Origin of the sequence: Erwinia aphidicola (assembly GCF_024169515.1) — a bacterium.
GTDB classification, from domain to species: Bacteria; Pseudomonadota; Gammaproteobacteria; order Enterobacterales; family Enterobacteriaceae; genus Erwinia; species Erwinia aphidicola.
This window is the reverse complement of record NZ_JAMKCQ010000001.1, coordinates 2,342,611-2,362,891: the sequence shown is the minus strand read 5'-3', so window position 1 is coordinate 2,362,891 and position 20,281 is coordinate 2,342,611. Positions and strand designations below refer to the sequence as shown.

Genomic DNA, 20,281 nt, shown 5'->3' with positions numbered 1-20,281 from the left:
GTTAAGATAATTACGGTTCGCCAGATCGTATGCCGCTTTCACCGCTTTTGGCGTGGCGGCCAAGGTTTCGCTGCTGCTGTTAATGGCGCTACTTAGCATCACGTCGCCCTTAGCGGTCAGGCTGGCGTCAGGATAAGCACGGTTCGCCAGGTCATAAGCCGCTTTCACCGCTTTTGGCGTGGCGGCCAGGGTTTCGCTGCTGCTGTTGGTGGCGCTGCTCAGCTGTATCAGCCCTTTCGCTGTCAGGCTGGCATCGGGGTGATTGCGCGTTTTCTCATGCTCGCCAATCTGCAGATTGACGTACTCTTCGGTAGCGAATATCAGGCTGTCATCCAGCGTCAGCGCAATGGCTTCGCTATCGCTGACGGCAATCACCATGCGCAAGGTCTGCGTCCTGCCGGAGCCCTCCTCCAGCGTCGGCTTGTAGGTTTCCGCCATATTACAGACTGCCAGCAGGGTGCCATCGCCAGCGATCAAGCCCAGCTCACGCATCCAGAAGCCGCCGCTGCTGGCGGGAATTATGGTTTCCACCACCATCCAGTTACTGCGGGTTTTATCCACCTTGGTCGAGTTCACTGCCTGGCGATACACCTCATGCACCAGCGCAGTCTGGCTGGCAACCGGCGTGGTTGGCTGGCCATTGCCGTCGCCCACTGCCATTTGCTTGATATCCACCTGAGTGCCATTCGCCATCGCCGCGGCAATACGCGCCTGTCCTGCCGTGGTCACGACAGATTTAAATTTTAACGCCATTGATAACCTCACAAAGCAGGGAAAATAGTGACCGTTTCAGCGTCATACTGAACCGGGCCGAGCCAGACAACACCCTGGATATCCTGGGTAATCGTCAGGCCGGTAAGATGGCGACTGACAGGTTTTGCATCACCGATCAGCCGCTCCATTTCGTTAAACATCGCTTCATCTATGCCCGATTCCAGCACGCCGATATCAAGGCGGAAGGTGCCGGGCGGTTCGCTGGTTTGCCACCACTCATGGACGTTAATCACATACCCCAGAGGCTCCACCACCCGGCGGATGGCGGAAATCGTCCCCTTGCGGCGGTGGATAAACTGCGAGGCGGCGACCACCGCACGCCGGGTCTCTTCCGGCCACTCCTGATCCCAGCGGTCCACCGACCAGGCCCAGGCGAGATAGGGCAGCAGCGGCAGCGGGCAAGTCTGCGGGTTCCACAGGGTGCGCAGCGGCACCGGCAGCTGCTGCAGGCGCGCACAGGCTTCGGCGGCGGCCACCTCGAGCTGTGACGAACCGACGGGCAGCAGGCGGTCACTCATCGGAACCTCCTACCGCGATCTGCGTAGCGGTGCAGTACGCCGCCTGGGTTTTATCCAGCACCACATCAGCAGCAGGCTGCGCCAGCTCCACGCGCTGGACACCCTCGACGTGCAGCGCCGCATACAGCGCTGACCTGCGGATATCGCGCCCCAGCCGCGACTGGGCGTTAACAAAGGCCGCCAGCCGGGCTGCCGAGGCGGCGCGGATCGGCTCCGCCTCCGGCCCGGGATAGAGAAACAGCGTGGCCTCAACGCGGTACTCGACGATTTTTGCCGACTGCACGCTGACGCGATCCGCCACCGGGCGCACCTCCTCGTCATTCAGCGCCGCGTTGACGACGGCGAGCAGTTCGGCGCTGGCCTCGCCGCGCCCTTCACGCGACAGCACGGTGACGGTGACCACGGCCGGGGACGGGCTGATGGCGGTGACATCCGCCACGCGACCATCGGCGCTGCGGGCGTGATATTCATAGGCCCCGCCCGGCCCCGCCACGCTCAGCCCCTCAAAGGCCTTGGCGATGCGCAGACGGAAGTCGTCGTCGCTCTCAAGCCGCGCCGGGGTCGGCGGCAGCGTGCTGTTATCTGCAGGTTTCAGCACCAGACGGGTGACGCCGTTGTTGACCCCAAGCTGGTCGAGATCGCTGCCGCTGGCGAATGCCACCATGGTGGCTTTCGCCGCTTCGTTAATGCGCTGGCGCAGGATCACCTCGCGGTAGGCGTTCTCCTCCAGCAGCTTGACGATCGGCTCCGACGCCAGGGTTAAGGTGCGGGCTATCGCCTCCTGCTTATCGGCGGGATAGAGCGCAATCAGCGCGCTTTTGCGCTGCTGCAACAGGGTCTCAAAATCCAGCGCTTCGACGATGTTCGGCGCGGGTAACTGACTTAAATCAATCGTGGCCATAGGTGTTAACTCACTGGAATGGATAAGGAAAATGTGGACTGGTTGCGGGTGCCGCTTAGCGCTACCTCCATGCTGCCGTCAAACCCCGGCTGGTAGCGGATGCTGTCGAGCGTGATGCGCGGCTCCCAGCGCAGCAGCGCCATGTAGCAGGCCGACATAATCTGCAGGCGCAGCGTCTCGTTCTGCGGCTGGTCGAGCAGCGCCGACAGCAGCGAGCCGTAGTCACGGCGCATCACCCGCGAGCCCTGCGGGGTCAGCAGGATGTCGCGCACCGACTGGCGGATATGGTCGATATCAGTTAGCTGCAGTCCGCTGTCGCGCTGCATGCCGGACCAGGTTGCTGTGCTCATCACTGTGGCCCCGCTGTTTTGCTGCCGCCGCTCTCGACGCCCGCGTGAACGTGGCTGTGGGCCACCACCCCGTTGGAAGAGAAGCTGCCGCCGCTGTGGCTGATATTGCCCTGCAGCGTGCCGCCCTCGCTGAGCGCAAAGGTTTTCGCCTTCAGCTGCTGGGTGCACTCCACCAGCGGGCTGTCGAGGGTAATTTTCACCGCCGCCCGGATGCTGGCCGACTGGATGCCGCTGGCGGTCAGCGCGCCGCTCTCGGGTTCGTAAGCGATCTGCGCCCCGTCCGGGAACTGCCAGCACACCGCATCTTTTGCTGCCGACGGCGCCGGGAAGGCATCGGAGAAAATCCCCGGCAGCACAAAGGCGGTGGTCAGCTCGCCGCTCAGCGCCAGCAGGAGAACCTGCTCACCGGGCGACGGCGCATGCCAGCTGCGCACCTGGCCAGCGCTGCTGTTCAGCCACGGCAGCCAGCCGGTCAGGTTGCCATCGCTCTGCACCCGGCAGCGCGCCCGGGGCAGATCGACCTCGCTGACGGTGCCGATGCGCAGCAGGTTATTGAGCTGGCGGCGGGTCTCCACGACAAATTCATTCATTGCTTACTCCTTCTGGCTTTCAGACGGCGGGCCATTCACTGACCAGCTGATGGTTGATATACAGCTGCCACGGGCGCGGGACGTGTTCCGGCTGCGGCGGCTCTGGGACGTGCGTGGCGTGCAGCGCGCCGTCGAGTTCGCTGACGATCACCCGCTCAGTGAGCTGCAGCAGCACGCTGAAATCGCCGTTTTCCAGATGGCTGAACAGGATGGCGTTCTGCTGCTTATCCGCGCTGGCCTGCTGGTCGGGCTGGTTGTCACGCAGCCACAGCAGCAGCGGCAGCATTAGCGCATCTTCGTCGTCCACGTACTGGCTGAGCGTGACGCGCAGCGGGTACTGATACTCAAAGCTCAGCGAGCTGGCGAGGGTGCTGACCACCCGTCCCGGCTCAAGGGTGAGCGTCAGCCGCTGCGGATCGGTTTGCAGCAGCGGCACTTGGGCCAGCAGAGCGGCGCGTAACAGGGTTGGCTTTAACATCGTGTTGCTCCTGACACTGTTTAATGGTTTCAATTTGCAGGCCGCACAGCAGCAGCGCCTGCTCCAGCTGGCGAATGTCGGCCAGCAGATCCCCCTGAGTCACGCTCTGGCTGCCGGGGACCGGGCAGCTGCTGACCCTGGGACAACCACGCCAGATAATCACGGGCGCTGGTGAAGGCGGGGCGCTGCTGCAGGCGGATAATCCCGTCAGGCAGAGCAGCAGTGCTCCAGTGGCGAAGTGCTTCATCACGATCAATCATCCTGTTCATAGTGAGCTGACGTTTCAGCCCGAGATCGCCGGCATCAATCAGCGCCTGGCGCAGGGCCAGCTCGCTTTTTTCACGCTGACCGTTCTCTTCCTGCATCTGGCTGAGGGTGACGTCGCGGCTGACGATCCCCGCGCTGAGAGTGGCGTTCTGCTGCTGCAGCACCCGCAGCTGCTGGTTCAGGCGCACCAGCTTCCAGCTCACTGCGGCGAAAAGCGCCAGCATCAGCATCAACAGCAAGGGCAGCAGGCGCTTCACTCTGCCCCCTTCAGGCACCAGGCCTGCTCTGCCCTGCGCCGCTGCACCAGCCCCTGGCTCGATTTGCCATCCACGTAGATCCAGCGCGGCAGCTGACTGCAGGCGGCGCGCCACTTCTGCTGGTTAATCAGCGTGGCGAAGGTCGAACCGCACGCGGCACCGACCCCCACGTTGAAGGCAAATGACACCGTGGCGTCGTACACCGGCTGCGGCATGCTGACCGGCATGCAGCGCGCTATACCGCGCTCCACCCGCTGCAGGTCGTCGATCAGGTTGACCGCCACCTGGCGCTCGTTCACCGCGCTGAGCGGCGTGACGCCACGGGTATGGCCGATGCCGTTAGTCCACACCCCGGCGCTGCACTGGTACGGCGATGTGCGGCAGCCTTCAGCATTCGCCAGCAGCAGCAGGCCGTCAGAGGAGATGCGCAAGGTGCGAAACTCCGGCAGCAGCGCGGCCAGCGCGACAATCGTCAGCACCGCGCACTTCTTAGCTGTGGAATTCATCGTGTTTCCTTTGCTCCTGGCGCAGCTGTAACAGCAGCCAGGTTTTGCGGCGGTAGTGCCAGTTGATAAAAAAGTTGGCGACATTGATGGCCAGCGTAGCCACCGCCACCAGCGCCCCAATGCCAAAAGCGATGTCCTGCACCGTGTGGCGGCTGGCCCACATCATCAGCACACCGACCAGGTAGCTCACAATCGAGCTGTTTCTCTCCATCGCTAGCTCCAGAGATTCAGCGTTTCATGGGTGGCAGAGCTTGGGAGGTCGGGTAGCTCAAGCGGGTAGCCGTGGGGCAGGCAGGCGCCCTGCTCTGCCAGCCCGCTATTGGCCGCGTAAACCTGCTCTACCACCTGGCGGGTGCGGCCGTAGTGGCGAAAACAGATTTCATCAACGCTGTCCCCCTGCAGGGCAAAAATTTTCATAGGTGGTTCTCCCGGATTGGTTAAAGCGCTTTCAGGAACGGCAGGCCGATTGAAATACGAGCTGCCGGATGACCTGTTGAAGTGTGCGATTTCGCCGCAAGCCGCTCAATGCGGGGCTGTTGTAGGAGCGGTGTGACAACCGGGAGTCGGATTATGGGAAACGATATAAACAAAAAAGCCCCATAAAGGGGCTAATAAGGGAGGGTGCGTAGAGGGGGCGGCATCCGTTCCTGATACGCAAACAAGTTTGGCCGGACAGCAGGACTGAAAAGCCGTTTAGCGCTTCTGCGGCTGGGCAGAAAAGATGACGGAAAACTGCGCATTTTTCAGCTCTATGCCGCTGGCAATGTCGGCAATCAGGTGCAGGGCAATCTCACGATCGCGCTCCTGGCAGACCCCTTCAGAGGTTAACCTTGCAATCAGTTCCACCCGCTCCAGGATAACTCGTTCCGCTAATTCTTTATCCACAACTTCCCCCTCCAGTATTACTGTATATATATACAGTAGCATAGCGTTCATCATTAATAAAAGTATTTTCGGCCCGGCTAATGAGCGGGTTATCTCGATGATAATTAGGTAGTTAGATGCAGAGGCATTTACCCAAACATGTAATGCGATATTTTTAACTGCGGGACGCGCCAGACGTGATTTTTCACCGGGGAGAGACGATTTTACAGTCGATCATGCAGTTTACTTAATCAAAAACCGCGCGGGTACGGCTTCCCTGCCGACTGTAGCTGACGTTATACAAGGGGGGAACGGCAGTGTTTTGCCTGGTGTTCGTCAATCTCTTTGCAGCTGACGCATAGCGTCACGCCGTGCAGCGCTTTGCGCCGTGCCAGCGGGATCGGTTCCCCGCACGCTTCACAGAAAAAGGCGCTGGGCTGCATCGGGCGCTGAACGGCACGCGCAAGGTGGCGCGCCAGATTTTCGGCTTCGCGCTGCTGTGCGCGGTCCATTTCATCGGCCATTTAAACTCTCCGGTTAGCGGCAGGCAATTCACAAAAGATGAATAACTGGCTTTCATCGCGGTGAATAGCAGGCCTGAAGATTGTAATTTTTGCTCTTTTCGGGCAAACTCCGGGGTTGTTGTATCGCGTACTGCCAGTAAAATCACACAACCCTACAATGCAAATTGTATATTCACTAAAAGTGAAATAGCAAGGAGTTTTAGCTTGAGCCTACAAATCGATTTCCAGAGTGGGGCAAAAGAAGTGCTGGACCGTGTGCTTCAGGCATATGGTTTTTCCACCAAGCTGGCACTGGCAGAACACCTCGGCATTGCCAGCAGCAGTCTGGCAAACCGCTACTCGCGCGGCTATTTCCCTTCGGATATTGTGGTGCGCTGCATGGCGGATACCGGCGCAACGCTGCACTGGCTGGTGACGGGTCAGGGTGAAGCACTGAGCGGTGCAGGCGCTGAAGAATCACAAAAAGTGAATACCACATTGCTACCGCGTCAGCGGCTGGAGGCCGGTAAGTTGAGCGATTTGACGGCGGTGATGCTGGATGAAGATTTTCTGGCGTTCAGCGCCACGGCATTGGTTAAGCCGCTGATCGTGGTGGAAGGGCAGCGCCAGTGGATTGCCGAGCAGGCCTGGGCGGAGATCCTTGACGGCGAGTGGCTGGTATCGATGGAAGGCCAGGTGACGGTGCGCCACCTGACGCGTATTCCACCGGGCCGCGTGCGCGTTAGCAGTGCCCTGCAGCAGTTTGAGTGCGCGCTGGGCGACATTACCCCGCTGGCACGCCTGGTTATCGCCTGCCAGCCGCTGTAAAGCCGCTTTCCTGCCTGGCCCTCAAACACCCGGTCGAGGCAGGCCTCGACCCTACGGGGTCAAAAGCATAAAAACAAAAAACCCCGCCGAAGCGCGGCTTTCCTGCCCCGTAGGGGTCGGGCATGCCCGACCCTCAAACACCCGGTCGAGGCAGGCCTCGACCCTACGGGGTCAAAAGCATAAAAACAAAAAACCCCGCCGAAGCGGGGTTTTCCTGCCCCGTAGGGGTCGGGCATGCCCGACCCTCAAGCACCCGGTCGAGGCAGGCCTCGACCCTACGGGGTCAAAAGCATAAAAACAAAAAACCCCGCCGAAGCGGGGTTTTTCATTGAATGAGTTCGAAGCTGACCGGTAAGCCGCTTTCCTGTCATAGAGAGTGTCGTGGACAGTCATTCATCATGTCCGTAGGGCAAATAACAAAAAACCCCGCAAAGTTTTCACTCTGCGGGGTTTTTCATTGAATGAGTTCGAAGCTGACCGGTAAGCCGGGTTCTGTCGTGGACAGTCATTCATCTAGGCCAGCAATCGCTCACTGGCTCAAGCAGCCTACCCGGGTTCAGTACGGGCCGTACCTGGTGAACCCCTATTTGGCCTTGCTCCGGGTGGAGTTTACCGTGCCACGAACTGTTGCCAGCCGCGCGGTGCGCTCTTACCGCACCCTTTCACCCTTACCTGATCCCACTTGCGTGGGCCATCGGCGGTTTGCTCTCTGTTGCACTGGTCGTGGGCTTGCGCCCCCCAGGCGTTACCTGGCACCCTGCCCTATGGAGCCCGGACTTTCCTCCCCTCTGTCTGTCTCCCCCGAAGGAGGACGGCAACAAAGCGGCGACTGTCTGGTCAGCTTCGGCGCGCAGTGTATAGGGTTTTTACCGCGTTGTCACTCACCCTGCTGCTCCAGCGCGTAATTATACAGCGCATTTTTCTTCACGCCGTGGATCCCGGCGGTCGGCGCCTCTGCACTTGATAGCCCTGGACTATGTTCTGTCGATCCCAACAGCGAAAAAAAAATTTTCACTTCACCCGCAGAGACAAATAAAAAATTAATCACCTGTTTATCAGCAATCGAAAAAATAAAAAAGAATTAAATATCGCATTTATTTTTTTAGAAAAATAACAGATCGGGCACTGCTATTTTTTTGCTATTATCCCCTTGAGGGAAGCATTGTTTTCCAGTGACAACTTGGCTGTAAAAAACCACAGCCAATTAAAGCCCGCGCAGCTCGCACGGAATACGATTGAGAAGAATGGAATCATTTAGCTTGAAAACTTTAGCTTTGTTATTTTTATTCATATTTGTATCGGCAGCACAGGCCAACCTGATTGTCAGCGTCACCGTTGCCCCCTCCTTTGTGAATGGTGATTTCACAGGGCAGCTTGTAGGCGCTGATGAAAGCGACCCGACGCCCAACCCCTGTTATGGTTTAAACGGATGTAATCTCGCGTTTTTTGTCATATCGGAAGATTGGTTACCGGCTGGACGTGATAATTATAGTTCAATAGATGGCAACGGCTGGTCTGTTAACGCCAGATATTATAAAACGCTTGGCGAGTGGGTTAAGGCGGCTAAAGAAAAGGGTGATTTATATCGCACGGGAAAAGATTACCTTCCCACATACTACAGCAAAAAACCGTGTATGGTCATTGCAGCCAGAAATCTAGGTCACGGGATGCTTTTAAACACGATTGTTTCCAACTGTGCAAAGGGCATTGTGCATGCACCAACCTGCTCTATTGAACCTCCCCAGATTACCGTCGATTTTGGCGAACTCAGCAGTAGCCAAACCAGCAGCGTTATCGCCAGCACGCCGCTCTCGCTAAGCTGCATCAGTGGAGGTAACGTAACGATTGAAACTAACAGTAAAGAAATTGTTCCGCTTAACGGCTCATCGGTCACGGTGGCAGAACTCGACTGGGGCAAAGGCTTTGGCAATCCTGGGAAATTTACCCTGGCAGACAATGAAACCAGGCCGCTGACCCTGCGCACCCGGCTTAAAGGATTTACCGCACGGGATAGCGGCTTCTACTCCGGCAGCGCCGTTGTCAATATTGCCTATTACTAACGCAACGCTGTTACAAAGAGTGTCGTGGACCTGCGCGCCCCCAGGTTACCTGTCACTCACCCTGCTGCTCCAGCGCGTACTTATACAGCGCATTTTTCTTCACGCCGTGGATCTCGGCGGTCAGCGCGGCGGCTTTCTTCAGCGGCAGCTCGCTCTGCAGCAGCGCCAGGGTACGCAGCGCTTCCGGCGGCAGCGCCTCTTCTTCCGCCTGGTGGTAGCCTTCAACGATCAGCACCATCTCACCTTTACGGCGGTTCTCTTCTTCCTGCACCCAGGCCAGCAGCTCCCCCACCGGCGCACCGTGGATCGACTCCCAGGTTTTGGTGATTTCACGCGCCAGCACCACATAGCGTTCGGGGCCCAGCACCGTCACCATATCCTGCAGGCTGTCGAGCAGGCGGTGGGTGGATTCGTAGAAAATAATGGTGCGCGGCTCCAGCTCCAGCGCGCGCAGCGTATCGCAGCGGCCTTTGCTTTTCGCCGGCAGAAACCCTTCGTAACAGAAACGATCCGACGGCAGGCCCGCGGCGCTCAGCGCGGCAATCGCGGCACAGGCGCCCGGCAGCGGCACCACGCGAATGCCCGCTTCACGGCACAGGCGCACCAGGTGATAGCCGGGATCGTTGATCAGCGGCGTACCGGCATCAGAAACCAGTGCCACGCTCTGCCCTTCGCGCAGCTTCGCCAGCAGCACTTCCGCTTTCTGCTGTTCATTATGGTCATGCAGTGCGAACAGGCGCGCATTGATGGCGAAATGTTGTAGCAACAGTCCGGTATGACGTGTATCTTCCGCTGCGATCAGATCGACGCTCGCAAGCACCTTCAGTGCCCGCTGGGTGATATCGCCCAGATTACCGATGGGTGTGGGAACGATATAGAGCGTGCTGGCAGAAATATCTGCCCGATCGTGTTGTTTCATTGTTTCATCCGAATTGCCGATTTAATATTGAGCATCTTGAAAAAAACATCACTGGATACAGTATGCTTCCTTCGAAAGTTCTTCAGCGCAAAGCGCTACGCACGGTACCGCTTCTGCTGGCCGCCCTGATTTTTGCCGGATGTACCGGCCAGGCTCCAAAAACGCCCGAGGCGAATGTGCAGGGAGCCGCAACCGGCACCTCTGACTATTACCTGCAGCAGATGCAGCAAAGCGCAGATGATAACAAGGTTGGCTGGCAATTACTCGCAATCAGAGCGCTGTTGAACGAAGGCAAGGTGCCGCAGGCGAGCGATCAGTTCTCCCAGCTGCCGCAGAACCTGGACGCCACCCAGCAGCAGGAGCGCCAGCTGCTGCAGGCTCAGCTCAGCGTGATGCAGCAGAATCTGCCCGCCGCCGCTGACCAGCTGAAGCAGATTGATATCGGCAGTCTGTCGAAAGATCAGCAGGCCCGCTACTACCAGCTGCTGATCGCCGCCAGCCAGGGTCGCCCGTCGCTGGAAGTGCTGCGCGCCTATATTGCCCAGGAGCCGCTGCTGAGCAACCCGGCAGACAAGCAGAAGAATATTGATGCCACCTGGCAGGCGCTGAGCCAGATGACGCCTGAGCAGCTCAACAGCCTGAACATCAACGCGGATGAAAACGTACTGCAGGGCTGGTTGGATCTCTCCGGCGTTTACCGGGCCAACAGCAACGACCCGGATATGCTGAAAGCCGGGATCCGCGACTGGCAGACGCGCTATCCGAATAACCCGGCGGCGAAAATGCTGCCGACCGCGCTCAGCCAGGTGCAGAACTTCCAGCCCGCTTCCACCGGCAAAATCGCGCTGCTGCTGCCGCTGAGCGGCCAGGCGCAGGTGTTTGCTAACGCCATTCAGAAAGGCTTTAACGACGCGAAAAACGGCGTGCTGGCACAGGGTTCCGCCCCTGCGGCACCGGTTGAAGCGCCACAGGCTGCCGCTGCGGATACCGCAACCCCGGCCGATCCTAACGCCGTAGTCAGCCCTTCTGCTGCGCCAACCGATGCCGCCGCTGCGCAGCCACAGCAGGTGCAGCCGCAGTCCGCGCCAGCTAACAGCGTCGAAACCGCGCCGCCGTCCAGCGCTACGCAGGTACAGGTCTATGACACCAGCAGCCAGCCGATTGAGCAGGTGCTGGCGCAGGCACAAAAAGACGGCGCTACGCTGGTGGTCGGTCCGCTGCTGAAAAGCAACGTCGAAAAGCTGGCAGCCAGCCAGACGACCCTCAACGTTCTGGCGCTTAACGAGCCGGAAACCATCCAGAACCATCCGAATATTTGCTACTTTGCGCTTTCTCCTGAAGACGAAGCCCGTGATGCCGCGCATCATATGTGGGACCAGGGCAAACGCGCACCGCTGCTGCTGGTGCCGCGCAGCTCACTCGGCGACCGCGTGAATAAAGCCTTTGCCGCTGAGTGGCAGAAGCTTGGCGGCGGCACCGTGCTGCAGCAGCAGTTCGGTTCGACCGCAGAGCTGAAGCAGGGGATCAACAGCGGTGCCGGTATCCGCCTGAGCGGTACGCCGGTTAACGTGCAGCCTGAACAGCCCGCGGGCGTTACCATTGGCGGCCTGACGATCCCGGCCCCGGTCGCTGAACCGACGGCGGCTACCACCAGCGGCGGCAGCGTTGACTCGGTGTATATCGTCGCCACGCAGGATGAACTGGCACTGATCAAGCCGATGATCTCCATGCGCGTCAGCAGCCGTGATAATGTGGGCCTGTATGCCAGCTCGCGCAGCTATCAGGCAGGCGGCGGCCCGGACTACCGTCTGGAAGTGGATGGCCTGCAGTTTAGCGATGCTCCGCTGCTCTCCGGTGCCAACCCGGCGCTGATGCAGCAGGCGGCGAAGATGTTTAACAACGACTACTCGCTGGTGCGCCTCTACGCGATGGGCATTGATGCCTGGACACTGGCGAACCACTTTAACGAAATGCGCACGCTGCCGGGCTTCCAGGTTAAGGGCGACACCGGCAGTCTGAGCGCGGATCGGGACTGCGTGATTAACAGGAAGTTAGTATGGAGCCAGTATCGTCAGGGACAGATCGTTCCGGCCAACTAAGCCGGCAGCAGCAAGGGGCGAGCCGTGAACGTCAGGCTCGCCGCCTGCTGGAAACGTCAGGCCTGCGTTTTGTCGCCGCTAACGTGCGCTACCGGTCAGGCGAAATTGACCTGATCATGCGCGATGGCAAAACGTGGGTATTTGTCGAGGTGCGCTACCGCAGCAGTGACCGTTTTGGCGGCGCGGCGGCCAGCGTCACCCGCAGTAAACAGCTGAAGCTGCTGCGTGCAGCAGCACTGTGGCTTAACGGTCGCGGGCAGAGTTTTGACACCGCCGACTGTCGTTTTGATGTGGTAGCGATCACCGGCGAGCAGGTGGAATGGTTACCCAATGCGTTTACAGCAGAATAACTAGACCAGGTGAATGACGTGCTGGAAAGAATCAAAGTCTGTTTTACGGAAAGTATTCAAACACAAATCGCGGCGGCAGAAGCGCTGCCGGATGCCATCTCACGTGCGGCGATGACCATGGTACAGTCGCTGCTCAATGGCAACAAAATACTGAGCTGTGGTAATGGAACCTCCAGCGCCAATGCCCAGCATTTTGCTGCCAGCATGATTAATCGTTTTGAGACCGAGCGCCCAAGCCTGCCCGCCATTGCGCTGAGCGCGGATAACGTGCTGCTGACGGCCATTGGTAATGACCGCCTGCACGAAGAGATTTACGCCAAGCAGGTGCGCGCGTTAGGCCATGCCGGCGATATCCTGCTGGCAATTTCAACGCGCGGCAACAGTCGTGATATTGTCAAAGCCGTAGAGGCAGCGGTCACCCGCGATATGACCATTATCGCCCTGACCGGCTACGACGGCGGCGAGCTCGCCGGTCTGCTGGGTCCGCAGGATGTGGAGATCCGCATTCCTTCCCACCGCAGTGCGAGAATTCAGGAAATGCATATGCTCACCGTGAATTGTCTGTGCGATTTAATAGATAACACTTTGTTTCCCCACCAGGATGTTTAAGGAGCTTAAATGAAGGCATTATCTGCATGTGCAGTTATCCTTACCGCGTTGATGCTACAGGGCTGTGTCGCGGCGGTTGTTGGCAGTGCGGCCGTGGCGACCAAATCCGCCACTGACCCGCGTTCCGTTGGTACGCAGGTTGATGACGGCACGCTGGAACTGCGCGTCACGAACGCGCTGTCGAAAGATGAGCAGATCAAACAGAGCGCACACATTGTTGCCACCGCTTATCAGGGTAAAGTGCTGCTGACCGGGCAGTCACCGAGTGCCGATCTGGCGCTGCGTGCAAAACAGATTGCCGTGGGCGTGGATGGCGCAACCGAGGTGTATAACGAGATCCGTACCGGCGACAAAGTCAGCTTCGGCACGGCATCTTCAGATACCTGGATCACCACTAAAGTGCGCTCACAGCTGCTGGGTAGCGATCAGGTGAAATCCTCGAATGTGAAAGTCACCACCGAGAATGGCGAAGTGTTCCTGCTGGGTCTGGTGACGGATGCAGAAGCGAAAGCGGCTGCGGATATCGCCAGCCGGGTTAGCGGCGTGAAACACGTCACCACCGCGTTTACCATTTTGAAATAAGATTTACGGGCCGACCGGAAAAAAAGGTCGGCCACTACGTAATACCGTGCAAATCCTCAATACTGGCCGACCGGAAAAGAAGGTCGGCCACTACATAATACGGTGTAAATCCTCAATACTGACCGACCTCTACATGGTTTGGTTAACATAAATCGCAGGGATCGACATTGAAAAAGAAAAACCTGAATAGGGAACTACCGACTATTCCAGTCATCCGTGTGAATAATATTTCCGTCAAAAAATTTCCAGCTAATTTTCTCGTAACGGAATTCTACTATCTCCATATGATTAAACCTCTCTTTACTGACCTCTTTAATATCAAACATGACTGGAGAGATACTGACAACCCGGACATTTTCCATTAGCGTATTGAAATATTCGATTTCCTGTCCGTTACCGTTAATTCCAAACCATTTCGCTTCTACTTTCTTCAGCGTTTTGCCTGTGGTTAATGCCCTGTATAATAGTGGAGACGAGCAGTCGATCTCTTTCTCAACCATAAATGGCAGATGACGACGATTACCCGTAACTTTCCCTGTTAAGTCATCAGTTGGCAAGGTAATGCTATGATGTATTCCAAGTAACTCGATACTGCCCTCACGCCCAATAATATCGACGCTACCTTTAAGAAGGCGATCGTGGTCATCAGTCAAAAACAGATACACCGGAATAACCATATTAATTCACCTCATAAAAATTCTCAGCCGTAGATTGACCAATAACACTTACAATGTGAGACAGGCAGTGCTTGCCATTTCTGGCCTTATAAAGTGCTTCGATAACATTGACCACATACTGATTCCTCTCTTCCCTGGTACCCCTATAGAAGGGTAGTGAACATATCTCACTTTCATTCAAGACCTGAGTTCGGTTATCAATTAAAGCCAATACTCTTGTTGGATTAGTCTGTAACGCAATAGATAGTACTAAACCCAAATCTTCAGCCGTACCAGCATCGGTAAAGGGTGCTAAAACCTGTACTAAATCAAGCCATTCTGGTAATCCATTAGTGATATTATCCATCACACATTCCCACTCGCCAGATTGCACATCAGGCTGGCTGTAGTTTATATATCTCCTGGCACCTAACTCCTTTATTTTATTTTTCACTTCGCTAACGGTTACCTTTTTACAAACAGGAGACGGTAATGGTCCAAAAGCAAACACTGAGAATGTTGAAAATGATAAAACCAAAGCTATTACTATATTCATGGCACCACCCGTAAAATAGAATCACCAGAATTAAGTATCGATTGGCGAATCCCTGCACCATTAATCACTATGCAACCTTCTGAAGACGAATTTGGCGGCTTACTTGCATTATCACCATGTATTCTGAATGCAGAACGCCCAAAAGTGTTCGTTCCTGCTATCGGATCTAAAATTACCGTATAAGGTCCACGATGATTGTTATAACCATTAATACGATAAAATCCTTCCGGTATTGGACCAACACGTTCAACTTGCTGCATTGAGGGTGCATTGAGTCCACTTCCCACTCCACTATATCCACGCGCAACAATGCTTCCGTTATGTCTGAGCACACCAGTTCCTTGAGAATACTCCCACGTCATATCACTCTCCCTGAGCCTTTTCCTTTATTTTTCGCAGGGGTAATCTAACCAGGAACCTATTGGTTTTTTGTGATCTATGTCGACTAAAAATTAATTTAAGAAATAGCTTTAGCGGATGCAGTAATAGCGAATTTAAGAAAATAGGATAAGGCACTACGTAATACCGTGCAAATCCTCAATACGGGCCGACCGGAAAAGAAGGTCGGCCCCTATAACCGGCTTAAACAATCCATTGCCACCGCCTTGAAGCTGGCGAAATCCGCGCTGTCGCGCAGCCTTGTCATCGCCCGCTCGCGCATAAACGTCACGAACAGATCGTAGATGGCCATCGCCTCTTCGTACTCCGTCTTACTGATCGCCAGCAGGAAAATCACATATGCGGTTTCATCCCCCCACGCGATGCCCTCCGGTGCCAGCACGGTATAGACGCAGGTTTTCTTTGCCAGCAGCCCCAGCGAGTGCGGCAGCGCAATGCCTTCGCCGAGCATGGTGCTGACGATGGCTTCACGCTCTTCCACCGACGGGTAAAACGTCTCATCCACCATCCCTTCCTGCTCCAGCTCGCCGCACAGCTGGCGAAACAGAGCGCTGCGGTCCAGCGGCCGATCGAGGATCAGGAAATGGCTGGCATCGAAGAACTTTTCCAGCATGTAAGGGCGGGTGCGATCGAGCAGCACCAGCTTGCCGAGCTGCTCCAGCTGGTACTCAGTGGGGAACGGCGACATCACCACGACCGGCTTATCCTTGTCGCTAAGGCGCACGGTGGAGATAACAAAGTCCTCGTCCACGCTCGCCAGCTGCTCGTACTCGCGCAGCGTAATAATGCCGTTCACCACGATCTGCGGGTATTTGCGCAGTAGCATCGCCTGGATCATGCGCACCGTGGAGTTACCGGTGTCGCACACCAGCAGGATCTGCGGATGGCGCTGATAGCCCACGTTGTAGTGGCGCTCCAGCCCGACGCCAATATGCAGCACCAGGAAGCCAATCTCGTTTTCGCTGATGGTGTACGGGGTGTATTTGCCCCAGCTGGAAACCGCCGCCAGCGTCACGTCCCAGGCCATCGGATAGTGCTGTTTGATGTTGGTCAGCAGCGGATTGGGAATGTGGATCTGATAGCGCACGCGGGTGATCATCGTTTTGATGTGCGTCAGCAGGTCGGCGCGCAGCTGCGGGTCATTTTGCAGGTTGAAGTTGTAGTGGGTGTTGATGTAGCCGAGGATGTAATCCACCAGCGAATCGCCGTCGTCCGGGCTGATGGCGCTGGGCGCAATCTCTTCCACGCGGCGGGCGGCGATATTAACGCGCAGGTAGGCCTCTTCCGCCGGGGAGATCGCCTTGCCGACAATCGGCCGCATCAGGTTAACGATGTGGCGCGCCGCATCGCGCACCTCATCATCGACATCCTCCGCGCTGAAGTCGGTCAGCGGGTAGCCCTCGCCAATGCGCCGCACCGCCACCGCGCAGTAGAGGCGCAGATAAAACTCGCCGTCGTCGGCCAGGCGGATATTAAAGCGCGACAGGCACTGCTGCAGCAGCGGTTGCAGGGTGGTGAGCATCCCGCTGTTAAGCGCCTCCAGCTGTAGCAGCGGGCTGTCGCTGTCCTCCTGCGCAATCTGGTACAGCAGGTCGGTCAGGCAGGTGCGCATCGCCACTTCGGGGCCGAACAGCTTCATACCGTAGCGCGGCTTGGTTTCAATCGCCAGCTGATAACGCGCCAGCCACTCTCTCACCTCGGCCATATCGCTTTGCAGCGTGGTGCGGCTGACAAACCATTCGTCGGCCAGGTCTTCCAGCTTGAGGGAAAAAGCCGAGGTGAGAAAACGGGTGAGCAGATAGTGCACGCGGGCGGCAGAGGTGCGCGGCACGCGCAGATGTGAAGGTGACTGCTGCTGCAGCTGAGCGTAGCGGCGCGCATCGGCAATCTCCAGCCGATAGCCCGCTCCGCGGCTTAGCACAAAGCTGGCACCGTGCTCGGCCAGCAGTTCGTTGAGCACGTTAATATCGCTGCGCACAGTGCGCGTGGAGACGTCGAAGCGCCGCGCCAGCTCCTCCTGCGGCAGCGTTTCGTTTTGTAGCAGATCAAACAGCTGGGCCAGTCGTTGGTTGGGGAATCTCACGGAGCGCTCTTCTTTAGATAGTCGACCTTGTTAGCGGGTTGTTGCAGGCTAACGGAATTCACTGCGGGAAAATAGCGCGCCCCGGCATAATCCCAGGGCGCGGTCAGTATTAACCGACTAATTTTTTGGTCATTGCCAGCAGCGTGGCGACATCCTGCGGCCGCGTCTGCCCGCTCTGTTTATCGATAATCGAGCTGTAAATATGCGGGATGATCCTGCTGACGCCCGCATCCAGCGCGATCTGCAGGATCGCTTCATAGTTATCGAGATCGATACCGCCGGTTGGCTCCAGCCAGAACCCCTGCGCGGCGCAGGCTTCTGCCACCGCTTTGAACTCGTCGATCGCCTTCAGGCCGCCCATCGGGAAGTATTTTACCGAGCTGCCGCCCATATCCTTTAGCAGCGCAACCGCGGTAGCGACGGGCACAATGCCGTCGGCCTGCTGCGAGCTGAGCGGCCCGGTGGAGATCTTCACCTTGCCAACCGTGCCGGTCGGGGAGATCAGGCCGTTGACCACGGTGTCAGACTGGCCAAGCAGCGCGCGCGAAGTCGCGACGCCGGTAAACACCTGGTTGACGTGCTGCGGCTGCACCTCAGCGGCAATCGCGCTGACCATCGCCGACTGGTTCGGGTCACCCGCGCCGAGGCCGACCGACAGCGCGTTATCAATCAGCGCCGCGTAATCACGCATATCGGCTACCGCGCTCGCCACGTCCGGGTAGTCCTTCGACAGCACGCCAACCAGCACGTGGCCTTCTGCGGCTTGCCAGATGTCGCGGGCATTCTGTTTCGAACCGGCGAGGACATTCAGGCAGACGCGGTCGCGGTAAAATTTCGGTTTCAGTGTCATGCGCGTGCTTCTCCGGTTAACAGATCTCTGATGCAGATAAAAATGGTGTGCAGCTGTTCGGCAGAGACGCTGCGCACGTCGACTTCAACAATGCCTTCGTTGGCCTTGTAGCCACGGAAGTAGATGGCGATGGCACCGGTTTTCAGCGCCTGCACCACTTCACCGGTGGTGCGGCCTATCACCGCCTCGTCGAAGTGGATCTCAGCGCGGGCGATATCACGCCCGGCGGCGTCCCACACCGTGCGCGCCTGAATGCCCGCCAGCTGGTTTAAGCTGTCGATAAACGGCGTCATCTTCTCCACCATCTGCGCGCCGGTGGTCTTCTCCACGCGCAGATAGTTTTCAATCGCCTGCGTCAGGCCGAGGATCCCCTCTTTGCCGACCTTCATCGCGCGGCCAATGCCGTTCGACTGGCGCTTCACCCACTCAACGTACTGCGCTTTGCCGATCACCAGCCCGCTGGTTGGCCCTTCAATGGCTTTTGCGCCGCTGTAGATCACCAGGTCAGCACCAAAGCCGTAATAAGCCTGCAAATCCTCCTCGGCGGCGGCATCCACAATCAGCGGCACGCCGTGTTCACGCGCCACCCCGGCGGCCTGCTCCACGCTGAGATGGCTTTTCTGCACGCTGTGATGCGATTTGATATACATGATTGCGGCGGTCTGCGGGGTGATCGCGGCGGAGAGCTGCTGCGGCGAGCACTCGTTGGCGTAGCCCGCTTCCACCAGCTTGCCGCCGCCAAGCGCCACCATGGTGCCCACTGGCGCGCCGTAGTTAACGTTATGGCCCTTTGGCAGCACGATGTCGTGCGGCACCATCAGCGGTGCGGCGTGCAGATTTTCCAGCAGCCAGTCGTTATCCTTAACGATAACCGCCGCTACCGACTGCGCAATCCCGGCCGAAGCGCAGGAGACCACCACCGCCGCTTCACAACCCAGCAGCCCGGCAATATAGGCTCCGGTTTTGTTGACCAGATCTTTCATTTCAAAATAGTGATTGAGGCCATAGCTCACCGTCTCCACCACGTCCGCGCTCGGGGTCGACACACCGAGAATGGTCATGCGGCCGGAGGCGTTGATCACCTGCTTGAGATGGTATTTCTCATAAATTGAAAGCTCATTTACTGAAGTCATTACGTTTCTTCCCTTCGTTAGTCACGAATGCCTGACCGGCGACCACAGCGGCCAGCGGCACCAGCTGCGTTGTACCGGACAGCGTTTGTCCGTCTGAGTCGGTGAACAGCGCGCTCTCCTGCTGCACGTCGAAAATGGTCAGATCGGCGTCATAGCCGACTTCAAGGCGCCCTTTACCGACGAGGCGCAGGCCGTCTGCGGCGTGCGCGGTAACGCAGTCGATCACCTGCGGCAGCGTCATGCCGATGCAGAAGAACTTCGACATCACGTGCGCGAGGGTATACACCGGGCCGTTCAGACGGTTGCGGCAGTAGATATCGGAGCTGATGGTGTGCGGCAGAATGCCCTGCGCAATCGCCACGCGCGCCACTTCGAAGCTGAAGCTGGCGCTGCCGTGGCCAACGTCGAGGCGCACGCCGCGTTTGAGCGCAGCGCTAACCGAGGCGCGCAGCTCGCCCTGCGGCGTCAGAATGCGGTTCGGCTTGCCGTTATAGCAGTGGGTGATGATGTCGCCGCTGCTCAGCAGGTCGGCAATTTCATCGAGGTTGGGCGGATTATTGCCGATATGCACCATCAGCGGCAGGCCGCCGTTCTCCTGCTGCATCGCCTTGGCGCGCTGCAGCGGCTTAATGCCGTTGTGCTCTACCACGCTGCTGCTGATACGCGCTTTCAGGCCGAGAATAAACTGCGGCAGGCGCTGCAGCGCGGCTTGTACCGCTGCGGCGTCAATGCGCGCCATATCTGCTAACTCGTTCTGCGTCAGAATGCCGCTGCGGGCGATATTGAGCAGCGCGTAAACCTGGGTGCTGGCGCTGCGCGTCAGCTGGTAGAAATCGTCGATATCGTCGGCGCCGGTGCTGCCGGCGTCCACCACCGTGGTGACGCCGGTTTCCACGCCGATGCGGTCGGCTTCATCGTGATAAATCGGCGATTTGGGGTAGCAGTGAACGTGTGAATCAATCCAGCCCGCGCTGAGCCAGTAGCGCCCGTGCAGGTCCCACTCGCGCTGTGCCGGGCCGTCGATTTGCCCGACTTCGGCAATCTTGCCCGCGCGAATCGCCACATCGCTGAGGGTGCCATCGCTGAGGCGCGCCCGGCGGATAATCAGATCATACATTGCAGACTCCTGAGCGCGGCGGCGTCCTGCCG

General features: G+C 57.9%; 24 protein-coding genes, 1 other RNA gene and 4 pseudogenes. 6 read left to right on the top strand and 23 right to left on the bottom strand.

What is annotated here, in order from left to right:
• Nucleotides 1–6: 6 nt before the first annotated feature.
• From J2Y91_RS23100 to J2Y91_RS10835, 13 genes and pseudogenes are all read right to left on the bottom strand, one after another.
• Nucleotides 7–753 (bottom strand): annotated as a pseudogene (locus J2Y91_RS23100) (phage tail protein); the annotation flags it as partial.
• 8 nt (nt 754–761) lie between these two features.
• Nucleotides 762–1,292 (bottom strand): phage tail protein I, encoded by a 531-nt coding sequence (locus J2Y91_RS10890; RefSeq protein ID WP_099754343.1) that lies wholly within the window; start codon nt 1,290–1,292, stop codon nt 762–764.
• Entirely contained in the window at nt 1,285–2,193 is a 909-nt protein-coding gene (locus tag J2Y91_RS10885) for a baseplate assembly protein (protein WP_253538270.1), read from the bottom strand. The genes J2Y91_RS10890 and J2Y91_RS10885 overlap by 8 nt, the downstream gene beginning before the upstream one ends.
• Nucleotides 2,194–2,198: 5 nt before the next feature.
• Entirely contained in the window at nt 2,199–2,543 is a 345-nt protein-coding gene (locus J2Y91_RS10880) for a GPW/gp25 family protein (RefSeq protein ID WP_048917343.1), read from the bottom strand.
• Nucleotides 2,543–3,133, bottom strand: a complete 591-nt coding sequence (locus tag J2Y91_RS10875) for a phage baseplate assembly protein V (RefSeq protein WP_048917344.1) — start codon at nt 3,131–3,133, stop codon at nt 2,543–2,545. Before J2Y91_RS10875 ends, J2Y91_RS10880 begins: the two co-directional genes overlap by 1 nt.
• Nucleotides 3,134–3,152: 19 nt before the next feature.
• Complete coding sequence (locus J2Y91_RS10870; protein ID WP_099754341.1) at nt 3,153–3,611, bottom strand: phage tail protein; 459 nt, start codon at nt 3,609–3,611, stop codon at nt 3,153–3,155.
• A complete protein-coding gene (gene lysC / locus J2Y91_RS10865) occupies nt 3,523–3,858 on the bottom strand; it encodes an Rz1-like lysis system protein LysC (protein ID WP_253539504.1) in 336 nt (111 codons plus the stop codon). The genes J2Y91_RS10870 and lysC overlap by 89 nt, the downstream gene beginning before the upstream one ends.
• Nucleotides 3,788–4,102: pseudogene (locus tag J2Y91_RS10860) on the bottom strand (Rz-like lysis system protein LysB); the annotation flags it as partial. The gene lysC and the pseudogene J2Y91_RS10860, both read right to left, overlap by 71 nt.
• Nucleotides 4,103–4,131: 29 nt before the next feature.
• Complete coding sequence (locus J2Y91_RS10855) at nt 4,132–4,641, bottom strand: lysozyme (RefSeq protein WP_253538266.1); 510 nt, start codon at nt 4,639–4,641, stop codon at nt 4,132–4,134.
• Nucleotides 4,625–4,852, bottom strand: a complete 228-nt coding sequence (locus J2Y91_RS10850) for a phage holin family protein (RefSeq protein ID WP_048917348.1) — start codon at nt 4,850–4,852, stop codon at nt 4,625–4,627. The genes J2Y91_RS10855 and J2Y91_RS10850 overlap by 17 nt, the downstream gene beginning before the upstream one ends.
• Before the next feature lie 2 nt (nt 4,853–4,854).
• Entirely contained in the window at nt 4,855–5,058 is a 204-nt protein-coding gene (locus J2Y91_RS10845; protein ID WP_048917349.1) for a tail protein X, read from the bottom strand.
• Between the two features lie 288 nt (nt 5,059–5,346).
• Nucleotides 5,347–5,526: pseudogene (locus J2Y91_RS10840) on the bottom strand (hypothetical protein); the annotation flags it as partial.
• 275 nt (nt 5,527–5,801) lie between these two features.
• The gene (locus J2Y91_RS10835; RefSeq protein ID WP_048917351.1) at nt 5,802–6,029 is read right to left on the bottom strand and encodes a TraR/DksA C4-type zinc finger protein; all 228 of its coding nucleotides are present in this window, start codon (nt 6,027–6,029) and stop codon (nt 5,802–5,804) included.
• Between the two features lie 204 nt (nt 6,030–6,233).
• On the opposite strand from J2Y91_RS10835, the gene J2Y91_RS10830 reads away from it, so the two are divergent.
• Nucleotides 6,234–6,836, top strand: a complete 603-nt coding sequence (locus J2Y91_RS10830; protein WP_048917352.1) for a phage repressor protein CI — start codon at nt 6,234–6,236, stop codon at nt 6,834–6,836.
• Nucleotides 6,837–7,301: 465 nt separating this feature from the next.
• On the opposite strand, the gene rnpB is transcribed toward J2Y91_RS10830, so the two are convergent.
• Together rnpB and J2Y91_RS23095 are read right to left on the bottom strand one after the other, a co-directional pair.
• Nucleotides 7,302–7,681: RNase P RNA component class A (gene rnpB, locus J2Y91_RS10825), an RNA gene on the bottom strand.
• A gap of 32 nt (nt 7,682–7,713) precedes the next feature.
• A pseudogene (locus J2Y91_RS23095) lies at nt 7,714–7,788 on the bottom strand (16S rRNA methyltransferase); the annotation flags it as partial.
• 307 nt (nt 7,789–8,095) lie between these two features.
• Between J2Y91_RS23095 and J2Y91_RS10820 the strand changes: the two are divergent.
• Nucleotides 8,096–8,896, top strand: a complete 801-nt coding sequence (locus tag J2Y91_RS10820) for an MrpH family fimbial adhesin (protein WP_253538263.1) — start codon at nt 8,096–8,098, stop codon at nt 8,894–8,896.
• Between the two features lie 52 nt (nt 8,897–8,948).
• Here the strand turns inward: J2Y91_RS10820 and rsmI are convergent, their stop codons facing one another.
• Nucleotides 8,949–9,815 carry a 16S rRNA (cytidine(1402)-2'-O)-methyltransferase gene (gene rsmI, locus J2Y91_RS10815; RefSeq protein WP_253538259.1) on the bottom strand — a complete coding sequence of 289 codons (867 nt, stop codon included), beginning with the start codon at nt 9,813–9,815 and terminating at the stop codon, nt 8,949–8,951.
• Nucleotides 9,816–9,877: 62 nt separating this feature from the next.
• On the opposite strand from rsmI, the gene J2Y91_RS10810 reads away from it, so the two are divergent.
• The 4 genes from J2Y91_RS10810 to dolP are packed head-to-tail and all read left to right on the top strand — an operon-like array spanning nt 9,878 to nt 13,455.
• A complete protein-coding gene (locus J2Y91_RS10810) occupies nt 9,878–11,914 on the top strand; it encodes a penicillin-binding protein activator (RefSeq protein ID WP_253538254.1) in 2,037 nt (678 codons plus the stop codon).
• The gene (locus tag J2Y91_RS10805; protein WP_048917355.1) at nt 11,872–12,264 is read left to right on the top strand and encodes a YraN family protein; all 393 of its coding nucleotides are present in this window, start codon (nt 11,872–11,874) and stop codon (nt 12,262–12,264) included. Before J2Y91_RS10810 ends, J2Y91_RS10805 begins: the two co-directional genes overlap by 43 nt.
• 18 nt (nt 12,265–12,282) lie before the next feature.
• On the top strand, nt 12,283–12,873 hold the full coding sequence (gene diaA / locus J2Y91_RS10800; RefSeq protein WP_048917381.1) for a DnaA initiator-associating protein DiaA: 591 nt from the start codon (nt 12,283–12,285) through the stop codon (nt 12,871–12,873).
• A gap of 9 nt (nt 12,874–12,882) precedes the next feature.
• Nucleotides 12,883–13,455, top strand: coding sequence for a division/outer membrane stress-associated lipid-binding lipoprotein (dolP, locus tag J2Y91_RS10795; RefSeq protein WP_048917356.1), 573 nt, complete (start codon nt 12,883–12,885; stop codon nt 13,453–13,455).
• A gap of 194 nt (nt 13,456–13,649) precedes the next feature.
• On the opposite strand, the gene J2Y91_RS10790 is transcribed toward dolP, so the two are convergent.
• The 7 genes from J2Y91_RS10790 to J2Y91_RS10760 all read right to left on the bottom strand — a co-directional run bounded on the left by J2Y91_RS10790 (nt 13,650) and on the right by J2Y91_RS10760 (nt 20,249).
• Nucleotides 13,650–14,132 carry an Hcp family type VI secretion system effector gene (locus J2Y91_RS10790; protein WP_253538252.1) on the bottom strand — a complete coding sequence of 161 codons (483 nt, stop codon included), beginning with the start codon at nt 14,130–14,132 and terminating at the stop codon, nt 13,650–13,652.
• A gap of 1 nt (nt 14,133) precedes the next feature.
• Nucleotides 14,134–14,667, bottom strand: a complete 534-nt coding sequence (locus tag J2Y91_RS10785; protein WP_253538249.1) for a hypothetical protein — start codon at nt 14,665–14,667, stop codon at nt 14,134–14,136.
• Complete coding sequence (locus J2Y91_RS10780) at nt 14,664–15,029, bottom strand: tlde1 domain-containing protein (RefSeq protein ID WP_253538246.1); 366 nt, start codon at nt 15,027–15,029, stop codon at nt 14,664–14,666. Before J2Y91_RS10780 ends, J2Y91_RS10785 begins: the two co-directional genes overlap by 4 nt.
• Nucleotides 15,030–15,238: 209 nt before the next feature.
• On the bottom strand, nt 15,239–17,149 hold the full coding sequence (locus tag J2Y91_RS10775; protein ID WP_253538244.1) for a BglG family transcription antiterminator: 1,911 nt from the start codon (nt 17,147–17,149) through the stop codon (nt 15,239–15,241).
• 109 nt (nt 17,150–17,258) lie between these two features.
• Complete coding sequence (dagF, locus tag J2Y91_RS10770) at nt 17,259–17,999, bottom strand: 2-dehydro-3-deoxy-phosphogluconate aldolase (protein WP_187497267.1); 741 nt, start codon at nt 17,997–17,999, stop codon at nt 17,259–17,261.
• Nucleotides 17,996–19,132: a DgaE family pyridoxal phosphate-dependent ammonia lyase gene (locus tag J2Y91_RS10765; protein WP_253538242.1), complete on the bottom strand. Its 1,137-nt coding sequence runs from the start codon at nt 19,130–19,132 to the stop codon at nt 17,996–17,998. Before J2Y91_RS10765 ends, dagF begins: the two co-directional genes overlap by 4 nt.
• Nucleotides 19,116–20,249 (bottom strand): amidohydrolase/deacetylase family metallohydrolase, encoded by a 1,134-nt coding sequence (locus J2Y91_RS10760; protein ID WP_253538240.1) that lies wholly within the window; start codon nt 20,247–20,249, stop codon nt 19,116–19,118. The genes J2Y91_RS10765 and J2Y91_RS10760 overlap by 17 nt, the downstream gene beginning before the upstream one ends.
• Nucleotides 20,250–20,281: the final 32 nt, after the last annotated feature.